Here is a 21,193-nt window from a genome sequence, read left to right on the forward strand (position 1 = left end):
CCCCTTGCGCCCCACCCGCCCGACCCACGCCGTGCGTGCCGCACGGCTTGGCGCAAGGGGCGCAGGTGGTGAACCACGCCACGGTGGCGGGTAAAGCGCTACCGCGCCCATATGGCAAGCCGCGCGGCACGCGCGGCGGGGGCGGGCGGGTGGGCCATATGGGCGCGGGTTACAGCGTTGCGGCCAGTCGCGCCCCCTGATCGATGGCGCGTTTCGCATCCAATTCCGCCGCTACATCTGCGCCCCCGATGACATGCACTGCCTTTCCCCGTGCAATCATCGCATCGGCCAACTCGCGCAAGGGTTCCTGCCCTGTGCACAGGATCACGGTATCGGCAGGCAGCGTCTCCTCCACCCCGTCGCGTGCAACCACCAGCCCCTGTGCGGTGATGCGCCGGTAATCCAGCCCGCCTAGCATCTGCACCCCTTTTGCAGCCAGGCTGGCGCGGTGAATCCAGCCTGTGGTCTTGCCCAGTCCCTTGCCGGGCTTTCCAGATTTGCGCTGCACCAGTGTGACGGACCGTGCGGCGCGCAGCGGTTCGGGGCCGCCGGGGGCCAGCCCGCCGGGCGCATCGGACGGGTCGCCCACCCCCCATTCGCGCTGCCACAATGCCAGATCTTCCGTTGCGCTACTGCCCTCATGACAGACATATTCCGCGACATCGAACCCCACCCCGCCCGCGCCCACCACAACGACGCGCGCACCCACCTGTGCGGCGTCGCGCAGCACATCGGTATAGCGCAGCACATGGGGCGCGTCCTGTCCATCAATCTGGGGGTCACGCGGGATGACGCCTGTTGCCACCACCACATCGTCGAACCCGTCCAGCGCTTCAGGCGTGGCGCGGGTGTTCAGGCGCAGCGTGATTTGCGCTTTTGCTACACGTGTGGTGAACCAGTCCACCAACCCGTGGAATTCTTCCTTACCGGGAATCTGGCGGGCCATGTTCAATTGTCCGCCGATCTGGCCCTCGGCCTCGAACAGGGTCACATTATGCCCGCGTTCTGCCGCCACCAGTGCTGCCATCAACCCCGCAGGCCCTGCACCCACAACGGCCACGGTTCTGCCGTTGGCGGTCCGGTCATAGGTCAGTTCGGTTTCATGGCAGGCGCGCGGATTGACCAGACAGGTGGACACTTTGCCCTGAAACGTGTGGTCCAGACAGGCCTGATTGCACGCGATGCATGGCGCGATCTGGTCTGCGCGCCCGGCGGCTGCCTTGGCCACGAAATCGGGGTCGGCCAGAAACGGGCGTGCCATGGACACCATGTTGGCTGCGCCGCCTGCCAGCAATTCCTCGGCCACAGCGGGGGTGTTGATCCGGTTTGATGTGACCAGCGGAATGCCCACCTTGCCCATCAACTTGCGTGTCACCCACGCCCAGCCCGCGCGCGGCACGGATGTCGCAATCGTGGGCACGCGCGCTTCGTGCCAGCCGATGCCCGTGTTCAGGATCGTGGCACCGGCGGCTTCGATGGCCTGTGCAAGGCGCGTCACTTGGTCAAATGTCTGCCCGTTTGGCACCAGATCAATCAGCGATATGCGGTAAATCAGTATAAAATCCGGCCCAACTGCGTCGCGCACACGGCGCACAATCTCAACCGCCAGCCGCATGCGGTTGTCATAGCTGCCGCCCCAGCGGTCAGTGCGGTGGTTGGTGGCCGCGCATAAGAACTGGTTGATGAAATACCCTTCCGATCCCATCACCTCGACCCCGTCATAGCCTGCTTCGCGCGCGCGCATGGCGGCGGTCACCATATCGGCAATCTGCTTTTCGATGCCGTCCTCATCCAACTCCGCTGGCTTGAACGGTGAAATCGGGGATTTGATGGCAGACGGGGCCACGCAGTCCGGCCCGTAGGCATAGCGCCCCGCATGCAATATCTGCATGGCAATCTTGCCGCCCGCATCATGCACCCGGTCCGTGACCAGACGGTGATTGGCGATATCTTGCGCGCTATACAGCCCCGCCGCGCCGGGAAAAACCCCGCCTTCGGGGTTGGGCGCCATGCCGCCCGTGACCATCAGTGCCACACCACCGCGCGCGCGGATGGCGTAATATTCCGCAACGCGGTTCCAATCGCCGCGTTCTTCAAGCCCCGTATGCATGGACCCCATCAGAACGCGGTTCTTCAAGGTGGTGAAGCCCAGATCAAGGGGCGCAAACATATGGGGGTAGTGCGACATGGAAACCTCCTCTGGGGGTGGCGCAAATGTTAACCGCGCAAGCGGCGCGCTGTCACCCGGAACGCCACGTCAATAGCCGGTCATTTCCAGATAGCCCCGCCCCGTATGGCTGCCGCTGAAGCGCAGCGGCCCTTCCCAGTATCCCACCGACAGGTCCATCCATGAGTGCGGGTTCAGGGGGGTGGTGGTGATGGACACGCCGCCTTCGGGCCAGTCAACGCGCCAGCGCACCGGCACATCGCGGCTTGCAACCCGTTCAGTGCCAAGCGCTGTGAAGCGCAGCGCATCCGGCGGCAAGGGCGTTGCGGTCCCGTCCGGCGCGATCCATGTGCCAGCAGTGAAAACCTGTGTGCCGCGCAACTGAAACCCCATCATCCGGTGCCCGTCATCGAAGGCAAATGAAAACCAGTCCCACCCGGCCTGATCTTCGGCCAGCGGCTGGCTGGACCATTCACGGTCCAGCCAGCCCTGACCGGCCACGGAAACCGGCCCGTCCGGCAGGTTCAGCGTGCCGCTGATGTCATAGAAGGGCTGCGAATAATAATAGCTTGCCTGCCCGTCAAAGGATTTGACCGAATAGCCCTGATCACCATGAAGCACCAATGGTCCCATTGCCAGCGCTGTCAGATCATAGCTGAAATTACGGCCTGTGGCGCGAATATGCAGCGCATCATAGGGGTCGTTTTCGGGGGCGGCGGTGCTGGTCATGTGCCAGTCATCAATAAAGGCCGCGAACGGGTCCAGCGTGACACCGGCCTGCCCGGTGCTGCCGCGCGCGAATGTTTCGGCGGCGAAATGGCTGTCAGCGGTGGTCAGGCCCGCATGCCCCATCCAGACCTGGGGCGAGGCAAAGCCCGGCCCGTCGCCCGGTTGCAAGGCCGATCGGAACAAGGTCCATTGCACGCCGTAATCGTGCCCGTCATCGCCGGTCAGGGTGGCGGTCAGATACCACCATTCAATGCGGTAATCAGGGTGCGCGCCATGATCTTGGGGAAAGGCAAGCGCCCGCCCGCGTTCGGGCATGGCAAAACCCTCCGCCTCGGTGCCAAGCCCGGCGAAGCCCTGCGCAACGCCATCGGCAGGTGACAGCATCAGCACAAGTGCCGTTGCAGCAAGTCGGCGGATAGTTCTTTTTTTGGCGGGGCAGCTATTTTTCATGGGAAAACACTTTCAGCAACTGGTTGGGACCATTGCGCCACAGCCGGTAGGCGGGCAGCACTGCAGCGGCCAGCACCGCCAGCGCGGCCCAAACCCCAAGGCGCGCCCAGTCGGCAGGGAACAGCTGCAGTGGCAAGCGCCACCCGAATGCCTGCACATTGATGACCGCAAGCAAGATTTGCGCCAGCATCACCCCCACAGGCAGGGCAAACACAAGAGTCAGCCCCGCCAGAACCAATGCGCGCGCCAGTTCCAGCGCGGCCAGTTTGCGTGTGGTCAGCCCCAGCGCCCAAAGCGGCGCAAGTTGCACCAGACGCATGCCCGACAGCGTAACAAGGGCGGCAAACAGCGCGATTGCCGCGACCGAAAGTGTCAGAATATTCAGCGCGCCGGTAATCAGGAAGGTGCGTTCAAATATCTCCAGTGACAGCGCCTTGGCCTGCGCCTGATCGGTAATTTGCCCGCTTGGCAGGCCAAAATCATCTTGCAGCGCGGCAATCAGGGCCTGCGGATCCTCGTTGCGCAGGGCAAATTGTATGATGGGGGTGTCTGGCCATGTCGCGTTGAAACGGGCCTGTGTCAGGATTGCTTGTGCAAGGGGGTTCCCATAGTCGGGATATACGCCCAGAACAGGCATGGCGCCGATGTCAGGCAGGTCCAGTGTTGCACTGCCAGGGCGCAGGTCGGCGCGCCGGGCAAGCTGTTCGTTGACAAGCACGCCATCACCTGCCGCCAGCCGGTCCCATACCTGCGGCACCGCGTCCAGAAGTGGCCAGTTGTCGCGGAATGTGGGGTGGTCGGTCATGGCGTAGACCTGCGCGGGGTGACCGGCCAGTGTGGCGTCGATGCGCTGCATGGGCAAAACGGCATCAGCGCGGTTTTGCAGAAAGTCTTGCAGCGCAAGGGCTTCTTGCTGGCTGCGGGGGGTTACGTTGACCTCGGCCACAAGGCGTAGGTCCAGCCAGCCAATGAACGTGGCGCGGAAGGACGACACCATGGTGCCCACGCCAATATTGGCCGCCAATGCCAGCAGCAGCGCCATCAGCGCCAGCGACAGGCGCGGCAGGTTCTGGCGGCTGTCAGCCCAGAACCATTGCGCGACCGGCCCGCGCGCGAACCGCTGCCCCAGCGCCAGCACGCCCGCCAGCACCAGCGGCATGGCCAGCGCCGCCGCCAGCAGGGCCGCTGCCAGCAGGGTAAACCCTGCGACCAGCCCGCCGCCGGTTTGCGCCAGCACCAGCGCCAAAAGCGCCAGCGCCACCGCAACCCCGCCCTGCACCCGAAGGGCACGGCCGCCCGCATGGGCCCATGCGCGGGGCTGTGCCGGGGCCAGAACCGGCAGCCGCCACAGCCGCCACAGGGCTTGACCGCCCGCCAGCGTGGTGCCCGCCAGTGTCATGCCCAGCCCCGCCACCGCCCATGCGGGGTCAAAACGCAAGGTGCCGGGCACAGGGGCACCATACAGCCCGCGCAACGTGGCCGCCACATCGGGCAGCAGGCTGGCCGCCAATACATATCCAAGCGCCAGCCCCCCCAACCCTGCCAGCATCGCAAACAGGGCCAGTTCAGCGCCCAGCAACAGCCCCAGACGCGGCAGCGGAACCCCCAGCGCGCGCAAGGTGCGGAACATGGCGCGGCGTTGCTCGAAGGCCAGCCCGATTGCTGAATGCACGATGAACAGCCCAACAGCAAAGGCCAGCAACCCGAACGCCGTCAGGTTCAGGTGAAAACTGTCGGTCAGCCCCGCCAGGTCAGCGCCATCATCGGGCACCGAAAGGCGCAGCTCGGGGGCCAGGTCGCGCAGCGGTGCCAGCCCGTCGCGTTGGTTGCTGGCAACGCTAAGGCGGGTGACAAACCCGCCCATATCCAGCAGGGACTGGGCCTGCGCGATGTCCATCAGCACAGTGCCCACGGGGATGGCCTGATTTGCGCGCAGGTCCATGGGGGATGTGCCGATTTCCGCCAGCGTCTGGGGATGGGCCAATCCCCGCCCTGCCAAGAAGTCTGTTATATCCGCCGTGGCCAGTTCGGTGGCCGTGCCACCTGATGGCGCGGTCAGTGGCTCCAGCCCCAGAACGGTGATGCGCGCCGCGCCCATGCGCATGCGCCCCTCCACCACAGGGGACACGTCCCAGCCAGCACGGCGCAGGCGGGCGAATTCCGCTTCGGGTATCTGGCCAGAGGGGGCGTTGAGCTGCGCGGATGTGCCTTCGCCCAACAGGTTTTCAGCGGTGGCATAGGCCGCGCGCGCCTCGGCGTTCAGGGCCTGAACACCGGACCACAGCGCGGTTGCCAAGGCCAGCCCGGCCAACAGCATGGCCAGTTGAAACGGGCTGCGCATCCAGTGCGACAGCAGCGCCTGCAACGCAGCGCGCGTCATGCAGGTGCCTGCTGCAACTTGCCGGCACGCAGATGGGCGCGCGCACCGCACCGCGCGGCCAGTCGCGCAGAATGGGTGACCAGCAACAGCGCCGTGCCAGCCTGCGCGGCCAGTTCCAGCATCAGGTCCAGCACCGCATCGCCGGTGGCTTCATCCAGGTTGCCGGTGGGTTCATCTGCCAGCACCAGCCGGGGCCGCGCCGCCAGACACCGGCCAATCGCCACGCGCTGTTGTTGCCCGCCCGACAATTGTTCCGGGTAGCGTGCCAGCAACGCGGCCAAGCCAAGGCGCTGCGTCAGTTCGGCCACAAAATCGGGGTCATGGCGCCCTGCCAGCCGTGCCTGAAATGCCAGATTGGCCGCAACGGTCAGCGACGGGATCAGGTTGAATTGCTGGAACACCAGCCCGATTGTGTCGCGCCGCAAGGCAGCGCGCGTCATCTCATCGGCTTGCGCGATATTTTGGCCGCCCACCACCACCTTGCCGCTGTCGAACGGTTCAAGACCGGCGCAGATATGTAGCAAGGTGGATTTGCCGCTGCCGGAATCGCCGGTCAGCGCAAGTGACTGGCCTTGCGGCAGATCAAGGCAGGCATTGTCCAGAACCTGCACCGCCTCTGGTGCGGGGCCGAAGCTTTTGCACAGGTTTTCTATCGTCAGTGCAGGGGGCATGTCTGTCTTTCTGGCAAGCGGGCAGGGTGGCACGGGCAAGGAACGGGCCGCACATGTGTCATGCGTGAAGCGTAGTGTTCCGGTGGCCGAACTCAAGGCAGGGCAGGTCGTGTTTTGGTATATTCTGCAAACGCAAAGGCCGGACGGGATGTTCCGTCCGGCCTTGGTGGCTGTCTGGGGGCGCAGATGGGCACGTTAGCGCGTTTCGCATTCACGCGACCCACTCTAACCTTATGGTGTCGCATGTCGTTTTGCGCAAAACCGGGTCCCACTTTTGCGCGACATGTTCTAATGTGCCGCCATCTGGTTGTGCTTGCGGGCGACAAATTCCTTGGCTGTTTCCACCGCGACGGCCGCATCGCGGCAATAGGCATCGGCCCCGATGGCGCGGCCGAATTCTTCGTTCAGCGGGGCGCCGCCCACCAGCACGATGTAGTCGTCGCGTTTGCCTTGGGCGACCAGCGTGTCAATCACCACCTTCATATAGGGCATGGTTGTCGTCAGCAGCGCCGACATGCCCAGAATGTCGGGCTGTTCCTTCTCCAGCGCCTCCATGTAGCTTTCGACCGCGTTGTTGATGCCCAGATCAATGACCTCGAACCCGGCGCCTTCCATCATCATGGCCACAAGGTTCTTGCCGATGTCGTGAATGTCGCCCTTGACGGTGCCAATCACCATTTTGCCCATGCGCGGCGCGCCTGTTTCCACCAGCAGCGGTTTCAGGATGAACATGCCCGCTTTCATCGCATTCGCGGCCAGCAGCACTTCGGGCACGAACAAGATGCCATCGCGGAAATCATGGCCCACGATTGTCATGCCAGCGACAAGCGCCTTGGTCAGGATGTCATAGGGGGTCCAGCCGCGTTCCAGCAGGATGTTGACGCTTTCTTCGATTTCCTCTTTCAGGCCATCGTAAAGGTCATCCATCATCTGCTCGACAAGTTCGTCGTCAGACAGATCGGCAAGGATGATATCGTCTTCTTCAGACATAGGCTTTACCCCTTAGGACACGCAGTTTCTGGCGTGTTGGACCACTGATGTGTTTGCTTTCGGACAGATTGCCGCAGTGCACTATTCCATTTGCGACATGCGCCCTGTTTGTGGCGACCAGCGGGCGCGCATTCGCGCGATTCCCGGCGGTTTTGTCATGTGTCGCGCCGCCTGCGCCCGCCGCCGCGCCCGCCGCCGCGCCCGCGGCGCGGTTCGGCCGCTTCGCCTGCGGCTTCGGTGCCGTCCAGCGCCGATGAAAACCCGCCAAGGGCTGCAGTGATCTGCTCCAGCGTGGGGCGGGGGCCGCGGTCGCGGGTTTCCAGCGCATGGCGCATGGCGCGCAGGTGTTCGGGCATGGTGCCGCAGCACCCGCCAATGATTGTCGCCCCGCAGTCACGCGCCAGCACGGCGTAATCTGCCATCAGGGCAGGCGTGCCGTCATAATGGATGTGCCCGTCATGGTATTTTGGTATGCCTGCATTGCCCTTGGCGATCAGGGGCAAGGTCGCGTTTGCTTCCGCAAAACCCAGAACCGTCCGCAGCAGGTCCGATGCGCCCACGCCGCAATTCGCCCCAAAGGCCAGCGGGGGTGATTTCAGCTTGCCAACCATCTGCACCATTGCCGCTGATGTGACGCCCATCATGGTGCGGCCAGCGGTGTCAAAACTCATGGTGCCGCACCATGGCATGCCGGCAAGGGCGGCGGCTTCTGCGGCGGCCTTGTATTCTTCGGGGGCGGAAATGGTTTCCACCCACAGCACATCTGCGCCGCCTTCCTTAAGGCCCTCGGCCTGTTCATGGAACATTTCCACGGCCAGTTCGTGGGTCAGCGCGCCGATGGGTGCCATGATGTCGCCGGTGGGGCCGACAGACCCTGCCACAACAACGGGACGGCCCGCAGCATCGGCCACATCGCGGCCCAGTGCAGCCCCCAGCCGGTTCAGTTCGCGCACCCGGTTTTGCGCATTATGCAATTTCAGGCGGCTGGCATTGCCGCCGAATGTGTTGGTCAGGAACAGGTCGGACCCGGCATTGACCGCGTTGCGATACAGCGTGCGAATCTTGTCTTGTTCGTCTGCATTCCACAATTCCGGCGCATCCCCGGACGCCAGCCCCATGTTGAACAGGTTTGTGCCTGTCGCGCCGTCCGTCAGGATCCAGTCCCGTTCGGCCAGCATTTTCGTTAAGGCATCGGTCATCAAGCGCATCTCCGGATTGCGAATAGCGGGAGGCGTTTCCGCACTCCCGCTTTCGTAGGCATGTGCCACATCCGGCAGGATGCGGCAATTTCATATTCCGCATGAAGAACATGCGCGATATTCATATTGGGGGCGCGTCAGCCCTCGGCCAGTTCGGCCTTCGCTTCGCTCAGCATTGTGGCCATCATGCCGCGAATCGTGGCCTCATCTGCTTTGCCCGCAAGGTCCGCGGCAACTTTGCGCACAACGTCATCATGACCGGCTTCTTCGAAATCGGCGCGGATGACCTCCATTGCATAGGCTTCCGCATCGTCACCCGTTCTGCCCAGTAAGCCCGCAGCCCACAGGCCCAGTTTCTTGTTGCGGCGGGCCACGGCCTTGAAAACCATTTCCTGATCATGGGCAAACTTGTTTTCAAATGCGCGTTCGCGGTCGTTCAAAGATGTCATTGCGGGCCTCGTATTGCGTTGCGTGGACGTGCGATGTTGGAAAACATATGGCGGTTGGGGGCCAGCACTGCAAGACGAAATCACTGCCCGAGGGCGCAAACACCGCCGCTTGCAGCGCCAGCGGCGCTGGGATATAGGCAACCAGACGCCGCTGCCCTTCCACTTGTCCCATGATCGGAGAATACCATGGCCCGCCGCACCAAAGTTTATGAAGGCAAAGCCAAGGTTTTGTATGAAGGGCCGGAGCCGGGCACGCTGGTTCAATACTTCAAGGATGATGCAACCGCGTTCAACGCTGAAAAACGCGACGTGATCGAAGGCAAGGGCGTGCTGAACAACATGCTTTCGGAATTCTTCATGTCGGGGCTGAACCAGATCGGTGTTCCAACCCATTTCATCAAACGCATCAACATGCGCGAACAGCTTATCCGCGCCGTGGAAATCATTCCGCTGGAAGTGGTGGTGCGCAATGTTGCAGCCGGGTCTATTTCCAAGCGATTGGGCATTGAAGAAGGCACACCGCTGCCGCGCCCCATTATTGAATTCTATTTCAAGGATGATGCGCTGGGCGATCCGCTGGTTACGGAAGACCAGATTCTGGCCTTCAACTGGGCCAGCCATCAGGACCTTGATGACATGGTGTCATTGGCCGTGCGGGTCAATGATTTCATGTCAGGCATTATGCTGGCGGTGGGAATCAAGCTGGTGGATTTCAAAATTGAAATTGGCCGCCAGTTCGACGGTGAAATGCAGCGCCTGATTGTCGCAGATGAAATCAGCCCTGACAGTTGCCGCTTGTGGGACATGAAAACCGGCCAGAAACTGGACAAGGACGTGTTCCGCCGCGATCTGGGCAGCCTGACGGATGCTTATTCCGAAGTTGCGCGCCGGTTGGGTGTTATGCCCAAATCGCCCACGCCCTTCAACAAACCCAAACTGATGAACTGAAAGGCCCGGACGCCCATGAAACTGCGTGTATTCGTAACCCTGAAAGCTGGCGTTCTGGACCCCCAAGGCGAAGCGGTGCGCCATGCGCTGGGCGCGCTGGGGTTCGAAGGGGTCAATGGCGTGCGCCAAGGCAAGATGATTGAACTTGATCTGGCCGAAACCGATGCCGACAAGGCCCGCGCGCAGGCACAGGCCATGTGTGAAAAGCTGTTGGCCAATCCTGTGATCGAAAGCTTCCAGATCGAACACGCCTAGAGTATGTAGCGTTCACTCGCATTCACGCCACATACTCTAACTTATTGATTTCGTAGGTTCGAGAAGCTCAAAACCGGTTCCCGCTTTTGAGCAACCTACTCTAAGGGTTATTGACGCCCCCCCCTCTTTGTGGGCAGCATTGCCGCTAAATATGTGGCGGGGGGCATTATGCGCGCAGCGGTTTTACGGCAATATCGTCAGGACCTTAGCATCGAAACCGTAGCCGACCCGGTATGCGAGGATGACGGGGTGGTGCTGCAAACGCTGGCTTGCGGGATTTGCCGGTCTGACTGGCATGGTTGGGTGGGCGAACATCCGCGCGTCAAACCCGGCCAGATACCGGGCCACGAATATTGCGGGCAGGTGGTGGCGGCTGGCCCGCGCAGTGGCTGGGCCATTGGCGACAAGGTGATCGCGCCCTTTATCCTTGCTTGCGGAACATGCCCTGCCTGCCGGTCTGGGGTGTCCAACACCTGCCCTGACCAGCGTTTGCCCGGATTTACCGAACCCGGTGCCTTCGCGGAATATGTAGGCGTGCCCCATGCCCATAACCTTGCGCGCCTGCCAGATGGCATGTCGCCTGTTCTGGCCGCCGGGCTGGGGTGCCGTGTGACAACGGCGTTTCATGCGCTGACCGACCGCGCCGCCCTGCGCCCCGGTGAATGGCTGGCCGTGCATGGCACGGGCGGTATTGGGCTGGCCACGCTGATATTGGGCCGCGCGCTGGGCGCGCGTGTGGTGGTGGTTGATATTGTCCCTGAAAAGCTGGACCATGCCCGCGCGCTGGGCGCGGATGCCGCCATTGACGCGCGCACGGGCGATGTGGCGCAGGCCATTCGTGATATTACCGGCGGCGGCGCGCATGTCTCGGTTGAGGCGCTGGGCATTGCCCAGACCACCAACGCATCGCTGCAGTGCTTGCGGCCCTTGGGGCGGCATGTGCAGGTGGGCATGCCCGTGGGGCATACCGCGCGCATGGAAATCGACATGAGCGCGGTTTACCAGAAGAACCTTGCAGTTTTTGGCACGCGCGGCATGCCAGCGCATAAATACCCGTCGCTTCTGGGTATGATAGATGCGGGATTGGTGGATTTCATGCCGATGATTGCGCGGCAGGTGCCCTTGTCGCAGGCAGGCGCGGAACTGGCGCTGTTTGATGGCCCCATGGCGCCTGGTGTTGCCGTGATTTCCGATTTTGCCGCCTGAACAGGCCGCTTTCCCTTTGCGCAGGGCGGATATTCGCGCTAAAGCGCGCACAAACCCTGATATGGACGGAGCCGCGCAATGAAAGCTGCTGTCATCACTTTCCCCGGATCGAATTGCGACCGCGACCTTGCTGTGGCCTTTGAGGGGGCGGGCGCGCAGGTTACGCGCGTTTGGCACAAGGACACTGAACTGCCCGCAGGAACCGATATCGTGGGCATTCCCGGTGGTTTCAGCTTTGGGGATTATCTGCGCTGCGGGGCCATTGCCGCGCGGTCGCCCATTGCACGCGCTGTCACCGAATTTGCCGCGCGGGGCGGGCATGTGATTGGCATTTGCAACGGGTTTCAGGTGCTTGTGGAAATGGGGCTGTTGCCCGGCGCATTGCTGCGCAACACCAACCTGAAATATATCTGCAAACCTGTCGCACTGCGGGTTGTGGCCGAAAATACCGCATTTACTGCCGGTTACACGACTGGTGCGCAGATTACAGTTCCAATTGCGCATCATGACGGGAATTATACCGCTGACGCGCAAACCATTGCGCGGCTGCAAGGTGACGGGCGGGTGGCGTTCACCTATGTGGATAATCCCAACGGGTCGGCGGCGGATATTGCGGGCGTCCTGTCTGAAAACCGGCGCGTGCTGGGCATGATGCCCCATCCTGAACGCGCGTTCAGCGCGGTGCATGGCGGGACAGATGGTCGCGCCATGTTTGACGGGCTGATAAGCGCTTTCGCGCCAGCTTAGGTGCGGGTGTCCGGCACCACGCTTGAGGGCGCGCCGCATTCGTCATATTCTGCGCGGCATGGCCATGACACCTGACCTTGACAACCGACGCGCCAGTATTCTGGGCATTCCGCTATGGGGGCGGGTTGTCATACTGTTTTTGATTGTCGTTGGCATTGGCCTGATCTGGTTCATGAATTCGTGGCTGTCCGAACGGTTCACGGATTCGACACGCAACCGCGCTGAATTGCGGCTTGTGCTGTATTCCGGCAATATCCAGTCGGAACTACAACGAAATTCAGTGGTGCCGCTGTTGCTGGCGCGCGACCCTGAACTGATTGTCGCCTTGCGCGAAGGCAATTTTGCAACCACATCGCAGCGGTTGATTGATTTGCAGGGCGAAATCGGCGCGGCTTCGATTGAACTTCTGGACAATAACGGGCGTGTGGTCGGCGCGACGGATCGTGTTCATCTGGGCAAGAACCGCAGCGCCGATCAGGCTTTCGTCGATTCGCGGCGCACATCTGATACGGTGTTCATGGTCAAGGAACTGGACAGCGGGGGGTTCGGGTTTTCCTTTGCGCGCAGTATCAGGGTTGCAAATGATGTGCTGGGCGTTGTTGTCGTTGACGCCGACCTGTCGAAATTTGAACGCAGCTGGGCGGGGTTCGCTGATGCTGTGGCGCTGCTGGATTCCGGCGGGCGTATCATTCTGGCAACGGAACCGCGCTGGCGGGGCCGGTCACTGGAGGACGCACTGGCGCTACGGGACGCACCTTCAGCGATTGCCCGCGCCTTGCGGGCCACAGCGGATTGGGCGCAACCCCCGCCTGATACGTTCGTGCGCGGCGAGGCCGTGTTGCGTTCCGAAGTGCGCGTGCCCTTCCGTGGCTGGCGGTTGGTCAGTTTCACGCGCTATGATTCGGTGCGCGAACGGGTCAACGCGGCGCTGGCGCTGGTGTTGACGGGCTTTGCCTTGCTGCTGGCGTTGACCTTCTATCTGGTCAGTCGCAGTGCGTGGTCCCAATCCGCGCTGTTCCAGCGCGAATCGCAGGATCTGCGCGCCTTGAACGCCCGTTTGCAGCGCGAAATCGCAACCCGATTGCGCGTGCAAAAGGATCTTGCCGTGGCTGAACAGACACTTGCGCAATCGGCCAAGCTGGCCACGCTGGGCGAAATGTCGGCGTCCGTCAGTCATGAGTTGAACCAGCCGCTGGCGGCGATGAAAACCTATCTTGCGGGGGCGCGCCTGTTGCTGAAGCGCAAGCGCACAGAAGAAGCGCTGGCGTCGTTCCAGCGCATTGACGGGTTGATTGACCGCATGGGCGCCATTGCCCGCACGCTGAAATCCTTTGCCCGCAAGGGCGGAGAGGCATTTGCCCCCATTGATTTGCGCACCTGTCTGGGCGATGCCCTGACCATGATGGAACCCATGCTGCGTGATTGCCGCGTGTTGGTCGTGCGCACTGTGCCCCCCGAACCCGTCATGATCATGGGCGATTCGGTGCGCGTGGAACAAGTGATCCTGAACCTTGTGCGCAATGCGGTTGACGCCACGCGCGGCGTGAACGCGCCCCAGATCGACATTATCATCAGTCAGGGCGAAGCCGCAAATTTGACTGTTCGTGATAATGGCCACGGTATTGCCGATATCGACAGCTTGTTCGAGCCGTTTTACACCACGAAAGTGGCCGGGCAGGGCGTCGGCCTTGGGTTGGCAATTTCGTCGGGAATTGTAAGTGACCATGGCGGCCGTTTGACGGCCATGAATGCCCCCGAAGGTGGCGCCGTGTTCGAAGTGGAATTGCCCAGATACCACAACAATGTGAAAAAAGATGCGGCTGAATAGTGAGGTTTCGTTGAAACAAGCGCCGCGCCAATGCTGGCAGCAGAGTGTCACTGCCGGTATCAGGATTTCAGGAAAAAGGGCGCAGGCCCGAGAGGAAACAAGAACATGACCCGCCACATGCGTGTTGCTATCGTAGATGACGAACAGGATATGCGCCAGTCCATCAGCCAATGGATGGCGCTTTCGGGTTTTGAAACCGAAACCTATTGCGATGGTCAGGAAGCGTTTGCCGCCATTGGCGCGGATTTTCCCGGCGTTGTGATCACTGACATACGCATGCCTGGCATGGATGGCATGACCCTGTTGAAAAAGCTGGTCGCACAGGACAGCACCATCCCGGTCATCATGATTACCGGACATGGCGATGTGCCCATCGCAGTGGAAGCCATGCGACTGGGTGCGTTCGATTTTCTGGAAAAACCCTTCGACCCTGAAAAGATGATGGCCTTGGCCGAAAAGGCCGTCAAGGCGCGGACCATGGCACTGGAAAGCCGCGCCTTGCGACATGAATTGTCCGACGGGACAACCATTATGCGCCGGTTGGTGGGCGCGTCTGACGTGATGCAGCGGTTGCGCGAAGATATTCTTGATGTCGGACAGGCGGATGGGCATGTCCTGATTGATGGCGAAACCGGCACCGGCAAAACATTGGTGGCGCATGCGCTGCATGCTGTGGGCGCGCGCGCGGGGCGCAAGCTGGTATCGGTCAGTTGTGCGGGCCATGCCGAGGCAGATCTTGTTGCCCGCCTGTTCGGCCCGCTGGATGATGGTGCCGGAAAGCCCATTGTTGAAGAAGCGCGCGGCGGAACGCTGGTTCTGGAAGATATTGAGGCCATGTCGCCCGACACACAGGCGCGGCTGGTCGGTTTTCTGAATGATCAGGGCACCCCGCCCGACACCCGCATCATTGCTGTGTGCAACAGCCACACTGCCGGTCAGACAATCGAAGATGGCTTGCGCCCGGACCTGTATTTCCGTCTGGCCGCGCATAAGCTGCTCTTGCCTCCCCTGCGCATGAGGGGCGAGGATATTCTGGCGCTGTTCGAAACCTATCTTGCGCAATTTGCAGATGAATACGGCTGCGCGGCCCCTGTGGTCAGCATGCCGGAAGCCGCGCAATTGCTGCAAGCCCCATGGCCCGGGAATGTGCGCCAGCTTGTCAACATTGCCGAACGTGCCGTATTGCAAAGCAGGCGCGAAGATGGCGCGCTGATGTCGCTGATCATGGCCGATAACGAAGCCTCCAGCGAAGTCATGACAACCGAAGGCAAGCCCCTGAAGGAACATGTCGAAGCGTTCGAGCGGATGCTGATTGACAACACCATGCGCCGCCATAAAGGGTCAATTACAGCGGTGATGGAAGAATTGCGCCTGCCGCGCCGGACGCTGAATGAAAAGATGGCGAAATACGGGTTGGTGCGGTCTGAATATGTGCAGGGCTAAGGACGGGGGGGCTATGCCAACTTGGCCGGTCCCCCCCGATTCTGGAGTATTTTTTGCCCAACAAGCGCCGCTGATATGCGCAATGTAAAAAACGCCATTGTATTTTCGTCACGTTCGCCCTTATGTTGAACATGTAAGGATGCGCCGCAAACCGCGGTTGCCCGAACGAATTTCGCTGCGTTGGACGAATGGCGCGCCTTTTTGGCCCCCTCTTTACCCTCCGCAGATGGATAGGCCGCAAGGCTTGAATTGCCGGTTCTGCATGACAGCAGGTCAGGCACACTTAAAACGCATCGCGCTACTGCGGTGTTCAGGAAACATGATGACAGGCGTCGAAACCAAACCACCATGCCGCCGCGAAAGGGAAATTTCCTTGACCGCAGCGGCGGTGGTTTCTTCGTGTCTGCCACCCCCTCAGACAAGTCACGCGCCAGATGGCGTGCGTGGTTCTGACGCTTCCATGCGAAGCCAGGTCAGGCACAGCCCGCCAGGTGCTGCGTGCAATGGATTTATATGGCACAGAAAATGCTTATCGATGCCACCCACGCGGAAGAAACCCGCGTTGTGGTGGTGGACGGCAACAAGGTCGAGGAATTCGATTTTGAAACCGCAAGTCGGCGTCAGTTGGCAGGAAATATCTATCTTGCAAAAGTAACGCGCGTCGAACCTTCGCTTCAGGCGGCCTTTGTTGATTATGGTGGCAACAGGCACGGCTTTCTTGCATTCAACGAAATTCATCCGGATTATTACCAAATTCCGGCAGAAGACCGCGCCGCCCTGCTTGCGGAAGAACGCGCTAGCGTGCGTGAGCAAGATGATGATGAGCGTGCACCAAGCGCTGAAAAAGCTGAAAAACCTGCTAAAAAGCCGCGTCGTTCGTCGAACCGGCGCAAGCCTGCGGCGAAAGCTGAAACTGTCAGCAGTTCCGACACGGTGGAAACCCGTGATGTGTCCGGCATGGACATTCTGGACAGCGGCGATGACCGCGACGGTGACACGCTTATTGATGACGGCTTCGGCGTTGCGCCAGCGGCAGATTCTGGCGTTCTGGACACTGCTGAAACACCAGAGGAAAGTCAGGCCGCAGGTGATGACGCGGCCATTGCGGAAAATGACCTGTCCGCACCAGATGACGCTGTGACGCCCGAACCCACTGACGACACCACCGAGGGCCCGTATCGCGCTGCGGATCATGCTGCCGAAAACGATGACCGGATAGAAGCGGTTTCCGAAGGCGGCGACCCTGCGGAAGAAGTGCAGGTGCGCCGCAAGCCACGGGCGCGCCGCTACAAGATTCAGGAAGTTGTCCGTGTGCGCCAGATTATGCTGGTGCAGGTCGTCAAGGAAGAACGCGGCAACAAGGGTGCGGCACTTACGACATATCTTTCACTTGCAGGGCGCTATTGCGTCCTGATGCCCAACACCGCGCGCGGGGGTGGGATCAGTCGCAAAATTACCAATGCGGCTGACCGCCAGAAGCTGAAGGCCATCGCCAACGAAATTGAAATGCCCGAAGGCGCGGGCCTGATTATCCGGACCGCTGGCGCGAACCGCACCAAGGCCGAGATCAAGCGCGATTATGAATACCTGTTCCGCCTGTGGGAACAGATCCGCGAGTTGACGCTGAAATCCATCGCGCCAACCCCGATCTATGAAGAAGGCAATCTGATCAAGCGGTCCATCCGCGACTTGTATAACCGCGAGATTGACGAAGTTCTGGTCGAAGGGGATGCAGGGTATCGCGTCGCCAAGGACTTCATGAAAATGATCATGCCGTCCCACGCCAAGAACGTGAAACCCTATAATGATACAATGCCGCTTTTTGCGCGGTATCAGGTCGAAAGTTATCTTGGCGGGATGTTCAACCCTACGGTGCAGCTGCCATCGGGCGGGTATATCGTTATTGGTGTGACCGAAGCGCTGGTGGCGATCGACATCAACTCTGGTCGGGCAACGCGCGAAGGGTCCATCGAAGACACTGCGCTGAAAACCAACCTTGAAGCCGCCGCAGAAATAGCGCGCCAGCTTCGCTTGCGCGACCTTGCGGGCCTGATTGTCATTGACTTCATCGACATGGAGGAACGCAAGAACAACGCCGCCGTTGAGAAGATGTTGAAAGACAAGCTGAAATCGGACCGTGCGCGCATTCAGGTGGGCCGCATTTCGGGTTTCGGGTTGTTGGAAATGTCGCGCCAGCGTTTGCGCCCCGGCATGCTGGAAGCGACCACCCAGCCTTGCCCGCATTGCCACGGCACGGGCCTTATCCGGTCGGATGACAGTATGGGTCTGACCATCCTGCGCCAGATCGAGGAAGAAGGCACGCGCGGCAAATCGCGCGAGGTTCTGGTGCGCGCGCCTGCGGGGGCCGTGAACTTCCTGTTCAACTTCAAGCGCGAACATATCGCCCAGATTGAAGCGCGCTATGGCATGGCCGTTCGTCTGGAGGCCGACCCCATGATGGTCAGCCCGGATTTCAGCCTTGAAAAGTTCAAGACAGCAACGCGTGTTTCCGTGCAACCAAGCGCTGCGGTTGTGTCACTCAATGCCAGCCATATGTCCGACCCCACCGAGCCGGAGGAGGAGGACGAGGTTGAAGCCATCGTGGCGGAAGCGGTGACCCAGCCCGATGACCCCGAGGAGGCGGCCGACCAGCCCCGCAAGAAACGTCGTCGTCGCAGGCGCAAGCGCGGCGGCAAGGAGAATGGTGCAGAAGGTTTCGACGCGCAGGATGACGATCAGGCAGAAACCGATGCGGTAGAAGAGGCCGTGAAGGCCCCACAAGAAGACGCGCCTGTTGCTGCTGCGGATGTGCCGCCAATCGCGGAGGCAGAGGAAGTAGCCGTCAAACCCAAGCGCACGCGCAAACCCCGCGCGAAAAAGCTGCCTGAACCCGTGGTAGAAGTGCCTGCCACTGACGAAGCGCCGCAACAGGCTGCTGCCCCGGAAAAGGAAACGCCACAGGAAAAGCCGGCCAGAAAGCCCCGCGCGCGGCGTAAACCCGCTGCGAAAGCTGCAGATCCTGCGCCCGCAAGCGTTGATGGCATCCCGGATTCTGCGGCTCCGGCGGTTGATGGCACCCCTGACGCTGCGGCGCCAGCCGGTGCGGACAGCACCGAGACTGTGGCGCCAGCGGGCACTGACAGCCCGGAACCTGTGGTCAGTGCTGAAGTGCCCCAGGTGGTGGAGTCGTTGGTCGTGGAACCCGCACCTGGGGGTCAGGATGATGCGCCTGAAGCCCCCGCTGACGGGGTGGCAGCGGGTCTGGATGTGCAGACCCCCGCAGCGCCAGTGGGCCAGTCCGAGGGGGATCCCGTCGCGGTTGACGAAACACCAAAGGCCGACCCGCCCGCCAAACCGGAACCCAAACGCCGGGGTTGGTGGTCGCTGAAAATCTGAATACAAAAGGGGCATCCGCCGGGGTGCCCCTTCTTTGTTGGAAGGTTGCGCCATGTTGACGCAGGCCACATGAATGTGACGTGCTGTTCAACCTTATTGGGTGTAGCTACGAAAAACATGTTTGTTGGGAACTTGGAACATGTCACGTTCATTCGCTGTGATAAGACATGTTCTGACTTAGTGATTGCGCATGTGCCAGAAGCTCAAAACCGGTTCCCAATTTTGAGCAACATGCATTAACCAAGGGGCAAGCAACCACATGTTTGGAATAGACGTATTCGACGCCGCCATGATGCCAGCGCTGTTGATTGCGTTGGGGGCGGGGGTGCTGTCGTTCCTGTCGCCCTGCGTTTTGCCCATTGTGCCGCCATATCTGGCCTATATGGGCGGAATCACGATGCAAGACATGACCAGTGACGGTCGCGCCAGCCGCCGCGCGATTGTGCCTGCATTGTTTTTTGTCATGGGGCTGTCGACAGTGTTCCTGTTGCTGGGGTTCACGGCGTCCACCATGGGGCACCTGTTCTTGCGCAATGCCGAAATGTTCGGCCAGATTGCGGGCATTGTGGTCATTGCTTTCGGGCTGCATTTTCTGGGGGCATACCGGCTGCTTGGGCGCGGTGTTGCATCGGCATTGCAGCGGGTCAATGTGGAACCGCCCGCCTTTTTGACGGTCTCTTTCCTGTCGCGCGACCTGCGGTTTGATGCCGGTGATCGTGGCGGTTCGGCATTCGGGGCCTATGTTCTGGGGCTGGCTTTTGCGTTCGGGTGGACACCATGCATAGGCCCGGTTCTGGGGGCGATTCTGTCCTTGGCGGCGACCGAAACAACCGTTGCACGCGGCACGGCCATGTTAGGCGTCTATGCGCTGGGGCTGGGGCTGCCCTTCTTGTTGGCGGCTGTGTTTGTCCAGCGGTCCATCACCCTTATGACGCGGCTAAAGCGCCACATGGGCGTCATCGAAAAAGTCATGGGGCTTTTGCTGCTGGCAGTGGGCCTTGCGCTGGTCACGGGCGCGTTTTCCGCATTTTCCTGGTGGTTGCTGGAAACCTTCCCGGCCATGTCCAGACTGGGTTAGGTCCGGACTGGGTTAGCGCAACCCAAGTTCGGCCAGCGCGGCGTCCAGTTCGGGCGGAAGCGTATCATCGCCCTTGCGCGCCTGTGGCAGGTCCGGTGGTGCATCAGCAGGTTTCAGGTAGCGCCAGCCCTGAAACGGGCGTTTGGGCGCGGCAGCAGTGCGTATGATCTGCGGGTCCAGCACGATGGCGCAGCGCGTGATTCCATCGCCACCCACCACTTCATCAAGCCGCAAGATGGTTTGTCGCGCAAGCACGGACCCTTTGAACACCCAGTACAGCGACCCGCCCGCAAGCAATTCTTCGCTGCGCTTGGGCCACATACGGGTAATATGACGCGGCAAGCCATCCTGTCCTTTGGCCTGCGGGCTGCGTTGCCACTGCACCAGATCGTCGACATCATCCGCGCCGACGCAAAGCTTTATAAGATGAACTTTTGCCGTCATGCCCCACCTGTTGACCGCTGCCTTGGTCATAGGGTTTTTTACCCGAAGGGCAAGGGCAACCATGCCCCGACAACCCCGCCGCCCGCCCCGAAAAACCTGTTCGACGCCGCAAACCCGGATATTCCTGCTTTTCTCGGGCGTCGCAGTGCTGTCTGGGGCCTTGTTCGATGCGATCTTACGGGCTACAGATACACCAAACCGGACAGGGAATAGTTGCGATGGTATTCAAAGGTATTTTGCGCGGCACTGCGGTTCTGACCCTGGCGCTTGCGGTTTCAGGCTGCGGTGGCGGGTTCGGGAACATGTTTCAGGGTGGCGAACGCTCGCGGCAGGCCGCAGCAGAAATCCACTCTGAAAACCGCTTGTCAGGTGGCACAACGCGCGAATCCACGATTTGGGACCTGTTTTCCGGCGGTCAGGATCTGAATGTCTCGGTTGAGGTGAACCGCTATTTGTGGAATGCCTCCCTAGAGGTGCTGGACTTCCTGCCTATCCAGTCCGTCGACCCGTTTTCCGGTGTGATTGTGACAGGTTTCGGCACACCGCCCGGCGGTGGGCAGGCCTATCGCGCGGCGATTCTGGTCAATGACCCCGCGCTTGACGCCCGGTCGCTGAATGTTGCCATCATGACGCGCAGTGGCCCGGCCAGCCGCGAAACCATCCGCGCTGTCGAAGATGCCATTTTGACACGCGCCCGCCAGCTTCGCATTCAGGATCGCGGGCTTTAACACCCGCTGGACCTTGTGCGACCACAGCGCTAGAAACGCCGGGCCGGTCGCGCCCGGCGTTTTCATTGCCCGACTGCCATCAGGA

At 61.2% G+C, this 21,193-nt stretch carries 18 protein-coding genes; 10 read left to right on the plus strand and 8 right to left on the minus strand.

Features of this window, described 5'->3' with window-relative positions:
- Positions 1–169: 169 nt before the first annotated feature.
- From ACTZWY_RS11450 to ACTZWY_RS11465, 4 genes are all read right to left on the minus strand, one after another.
- Positions 170–2,188: an FAD-dependent oxidoreductase gene (locus ACTZWY_RS11450; protein ID WP_444790845.1), complete on the minus strand. Its 2,019-nt coding sequence runs from the start codon at positions 2,186–2,188 to the stop codon at positions 170–172.
- A 69-nt stretch (positions 2,189–2,257) separates the two neighbouring features.
- Complete coding sequence (locus ACTZWY_RS11455) at positions 2,258–3,280, minus strand: lipocalin-like domain-containing protein (RefSeq protein ID WP_444790846.1); 1,023 nt, start codon at positions 3,278–3,280, stop codon at positions 2,258–2,260.
- Positions 3,281–3,335: 55 nt separating this feature from the next.
- Positions 3,336–5,726, minus strand: coding sequence for an FtsX-like permease family protein (locus tag ACTZWY_RS11460; RefSeq protein ID WP_444790847.1), 2,391 nt, complete (start codon positions 5,724–5,726; stop codon positions 3,336–3,338).
- Positions 5,723–6,397 carry an ABC transporter ATP-binding protein gene (locus ACTZWY_RS11465; protein ID WP_444790848.1) on the minus strand — a complete coding sequence of 225 codons (675 nt, stop codon included), beginning with the start codon at positions 6,395–6,397 and terminating at the stop codon, positions 5,723–5,725. Before ACTZWY_RS11465 ends, ACTZWY_RS11460 begins: the two co-directional genes overlap by 4 nt.
- Between ACTZWY_RS11465 and ACTZWY_RS11470 the strand changes: the two genes are divergently transcribed.
- The gene (locus ACTZWY_RS11470) at positions 6,396–6,596 is read left to right on the plus strand and encodes a hypothetical protein (RefSeq protein WP_444790849.1); all 201 of its coding nucleotides are present in this window, start codon (positions 6,396–6,398) and stop codon (positions 6,594–6,596) included. The two genes, ACTZWY_RS11465 and ACTZWY_RS11470, sit on opposite strands and share 2 nt — an antisense overlap.
- Positions 6,597–6,685: 89 nt before the next feature.
- Here ACTZWY_RS11470 and ACTZWY_RS11475 read toward each other — a convergent pair whose 3' ends face one another.
- The 3 genes from ACTZWY_RS11475 to ACTZWY_RS11485 all read right to left on the minus strand — a co-directional run bounded on the left by ACTZWY_RS11475 (position 6,686) and on the right by ACTZWY_RS11485 (position 9,035).
- Complete coding sequence (locus ACTZWY_RS11475; RefSeq protein ID WP_444790850.1) at positions 6,686–7,387, minus strand: corrinoid protein; 702 nt, start codon at positions 7,385–7,387, stop codon at positions 6,686–6,688.
- 155 nt (positions 7,388–7,542) lie between these two features.
- Positions 7,543–8,586, minus strand: a complete 1,044-nt coding sequence (gene bmt / locus ACTZWY_RS11480; RefSeq protein ID WP_444790851.1) for a betaine--homocysteine S-methyltransferase — start codon at positions 8,584–8,586, stop codon at positions 7,543–7,545.
- Between the two features lie 137 nt (positions 8,587–8,723).
- Positions 8,724–9,035 carry a DUF1476 domain-containing protein gene (locus tag ACTZWY_RS11485; protein WP_444790852.1) on the minus strand — a complete coding sequence of 104 codons (312 nt, stop codon included), beginning with the start codon at positions 9,033–9,035 and terminating at the stop codon, positions 8,724–8,726.
- Between the two features lie 186 nt (positions 9,036–9,221).
- On the opposite strand from ACTZWY_RS11485, the gene purC reads away from it, so the two are divergent.
- From purC to ACTZWY_RS11525, 8 genes are all read left to right on the plus strand, one after another.
- Positions 9,222–9,983 carry a phosphoribosylaminoimidazolesuccinocarboxamide synthase gene (gene purC / locus ACTZWY_RS11490; protein ID WP_439561317.1) on the plus strand — a complete coding sequence of 254 codons (762 nt, stop codon included), beginning with the start codon at positions 9,222–9,224 and terminating at the stop codon, positions 9,981–9,983.
- 15 nt (positions 9,984–9,998) lie between these two features.
- Positions 9,999–10,238 carry a phosphoribosylformylglycinamidine synthase subunit PurS gene (purS, locus tag ACTZWY_RS11495; RefSeq protein WP_444790853.1) on the plus strand — a complete coding sequence of 80 codons (240 nt, stop codon included), beginning with the start codon at positions 9,999–10,001 and terminating at the stop codon, positions 10,236–10,238.
- A 168-nt stretch (positions 10,239–10,406) separates the two neighbouring features.
- On the plus strand, positions 10,407–11,444 hold the full coding sequence (locus ACTZWY_RS11500; protein WP_444790854.1) for a zinc-binding dehydrogenase: 1,038 nt from the start codon (positions 10,407–10,409) through the stop codon (positions 11,442–11,444).
- 78 nt (positions 11,445–11,522) lie between these two features.
- The gene (gene purQ / locus ACTZWY_RS11505) at positions 11,523–12,191 is read left to right on the plus strand and encodes a phosphoribosylformylglycinamidine synthase subunit PurQ (RefSeq protein ID WP_444790855.1); all 669 of its coding nucleotides are present in this window, start codon (positions 11,523–11,525) and stop codon (positions 12,189–12,191) included.
- A 64-nt stretch (positions 12,192–12,255) separates the two neighbouring features.
- The gene (locus ACTZWY_RS11510) at positions 12,256–14,019 is read left to right on the plus strand and encodes a sensor histidine kinase (protein WP_444790856.1); all 1,764 of its coding nucleotides are present in this window, start codon (positions 12,256–12,258) and stop codon (positions 14,017–14,019) included.
- 105 nt (positions 14,020–14,124) lie between these two features.
- Positions 14,125–15,462 (plus strand): sigma-54-dependent transcriptional regulator, encoded by a 1,338-nt coding sequence (locus ACTZWY_RS11515; protein ID WP_444790857.1) that lies wholly within the window; start codon positions 14,125–14,127, stop codon positions 15,460–15,462.
- Between the two features lie 513 nt (positions 15,463–15,975).
- Positions 15,976–18,858 (plus strand): Rne/Rng family ribonuclease, encoded by a 2,883-nt coding sequence (locus ACTZWY_RS11520; protein ID WP_444790858.1) that lies wholly within the window; start codon positions 15,976–15,978, stop codon positions 18,856–18,858.
- A gap of 259 nt (positions 18,859–19,117) precedes the next feature.
- Positions 19,118–19,936, plus strand: a complete 819-nt coding sequence (locus tag ACTZWY_RS11525; protein ID WP_444790859.1) for a cytochrome c biogenesis CcdA family protein — start codon at positions 19,118–19,120, stop codon at positions 19,934–19,936.
- Between the two features lie 12 nt (positions 19,937–19,948).
- On the opposite strand, the gene ACTZWY_RS11530 is transcribed toward ACTZWY_RS11525, so the two are convergent.
- A complete protein-coding gene (locus ACTZWY_RS11530) occupies positions 19,949–20,380 on the minus strand; it encodes a DUF1489 family protein (RefSeq protein WP_444790860.1) in 432 nt (143 codons plus the stop codon).
- A 218-nt stretch (positions 20,381–20,598) separates the two neighbouring features.
- On the opposite strand from ACTZWY_RS11530, the gene ACTZWY_RS11535 reads away from it, so the two are divergent.
- Complete coding sequence (locus ACTZWY_RS11535; protein ID WP_444790861.1) at positions 20,599–21,108, plus strand: DUF3576 domain-containing protein; 510 nt, start codon at positions 20,599–20,601, stop codon at positions 21,106–21,108.
- Positions 21,109–21,193 lie beyond the last annotated feature (85 nt).

Source organism: Roseinatronobacter sp. NSM (assembly GCF_052379845.1).
Taxonomy (GTDB): domain Bacteria; phylum Pseudomonadota; class Alphaproteobacteria; order Rhodobacterales; family Rhodobacteraceae; genus Roseinatronobacter.

Excerpts from the sequence above, each read along its gene's own strand:
- ACTZWY_RS11510 (WP_444790856.1), top strand. The coding sequence starts at position 12,256 with ATGACACCTGACCTTGACAACCGACGCGCCAGTATTCTGGGCATTCCG.
- ACTZWY_RS11500 (WP_444790854.1), top strand. The coding sequence starts at position 10,407 with ATGCGCGCAGCGGTTTTACGGCAATATCGTCAGGACCTTAGCATCGAA.
- purC (WP_439561317.1), top strand. The coding sequence starts at position 9,222 with ATGGCCCGCCGCACCAAAGTTTATGAAGGCAAAGCCAAGGTTTTGTAT.
- ACTZWY_RS11515 (WP_444790857.1), top strand. The coding sequence starts at position 14,125 with ATGACCCGCCACATGCGTGTTGCTATCGTAGATGACGAACAGGATATG.
- ACTZWY_RS11475 (WP_444790850.1), bottom strand. The coding sequence starts at position 7,387 with ATGTCTGAAGAAGACGATATCATCCTTGCCGATCTGTCTGACGACGAA.
- ACTZWY_RS11485 (WP_444790852.1), bottom strand. The coding sequence starts at position 9,035 with ATGACATCTTTGAACGACCGCGAACGCGCATTTGAAAACAAGTTTGCC.
- purS (WP_444790853.1), top strand. The coding sequence starts at position 9,999 with ATGAAACTGCGTGTATTCGTAACCCTGAAAGCTGGCGTTCTGGACCCC.
- ACTZWY_RS11470 (WP_444790849.1), top strand. The coding sequence starts at position 6,396 with ATGTCTGTCTTTCTGGCAAGCGGGCAGGGTGGCACGGGCAAGGAACGG.
- ACTZWY_RS11465 (WP_444790848.1), bottom strand. The coding sequence starts at position 6,397 with ATGCCCCCTGCACTGACGATAGAAAACCTGTGCAAAAGCTTCGGCCCC.
- ACTZWY_RS11530 (WP_444790860.1), bottom strand. The coding sequence starts at position 20,380 with ATGACGGCAAAAGTTCATCTTATAAAGCTTTGCGTCGGCGCGGATGAT.
- ACTZWY_RS11535 (WP_444790861.1), top strand. The coding sequence starts at position 20,599 with ATGGTATTCAAAGGTATTTTGCGCGGCACTGCGGTTCTGACCCTGGCG.
- ACTZWY_RS11450 (WP_444790845.1), bottom strand. The coding sequence starts at position 2,188 with ATGTCGCACTACCCCCATATGTTTGCGCCCCTTGATCTGGGCTTCACC.
- ACTZWY_RS11525 (WP_444790859.1), top strand. The coding sequence starts at position 19,118 with ATGTTTGGAATAGACGTATTCGACGCCGCCATGATGCCAGCGCTGTTG.
- ACTZWY_RS11520 (WP_444790858.1), top strand. The coding sequence starts at position 15,976 with ATGGCACAGAAAATGCTTATCGATGCCACCCACGCGGAAGAAACCCGC.
- purQ (WP_444790855.1), top strand. The coding sequence starts at position 11,523 with ATGAAAGCTGCTGTCATCACTTTCCCCGGATCGAATTGCGACCGCGAC.
- bmt (WP_444790851.1), bottom strand. The coding sequence starts at position 8,586 with ATGACCGATGCCTTAACGAAAATGCTGGCCGAACGGGACTGGATCCTG.
- ACTZWY_RS11460 (WP_444790847.1), bottom strand. The coding sequence starts at position 5,726 with ATGACGCGCGCTGCGTTGCAGGCGCTGCTGTCGCACTGGATGCGCAGC.
- ACTZWY_RS11455 (WP_444790846.1), bottom strand. The coding sequence starts at position 3,280 with ATGCTGTCACCTGCCGATGGCGTTGCGCAGGGCTTCGCCGGGCTTGGC.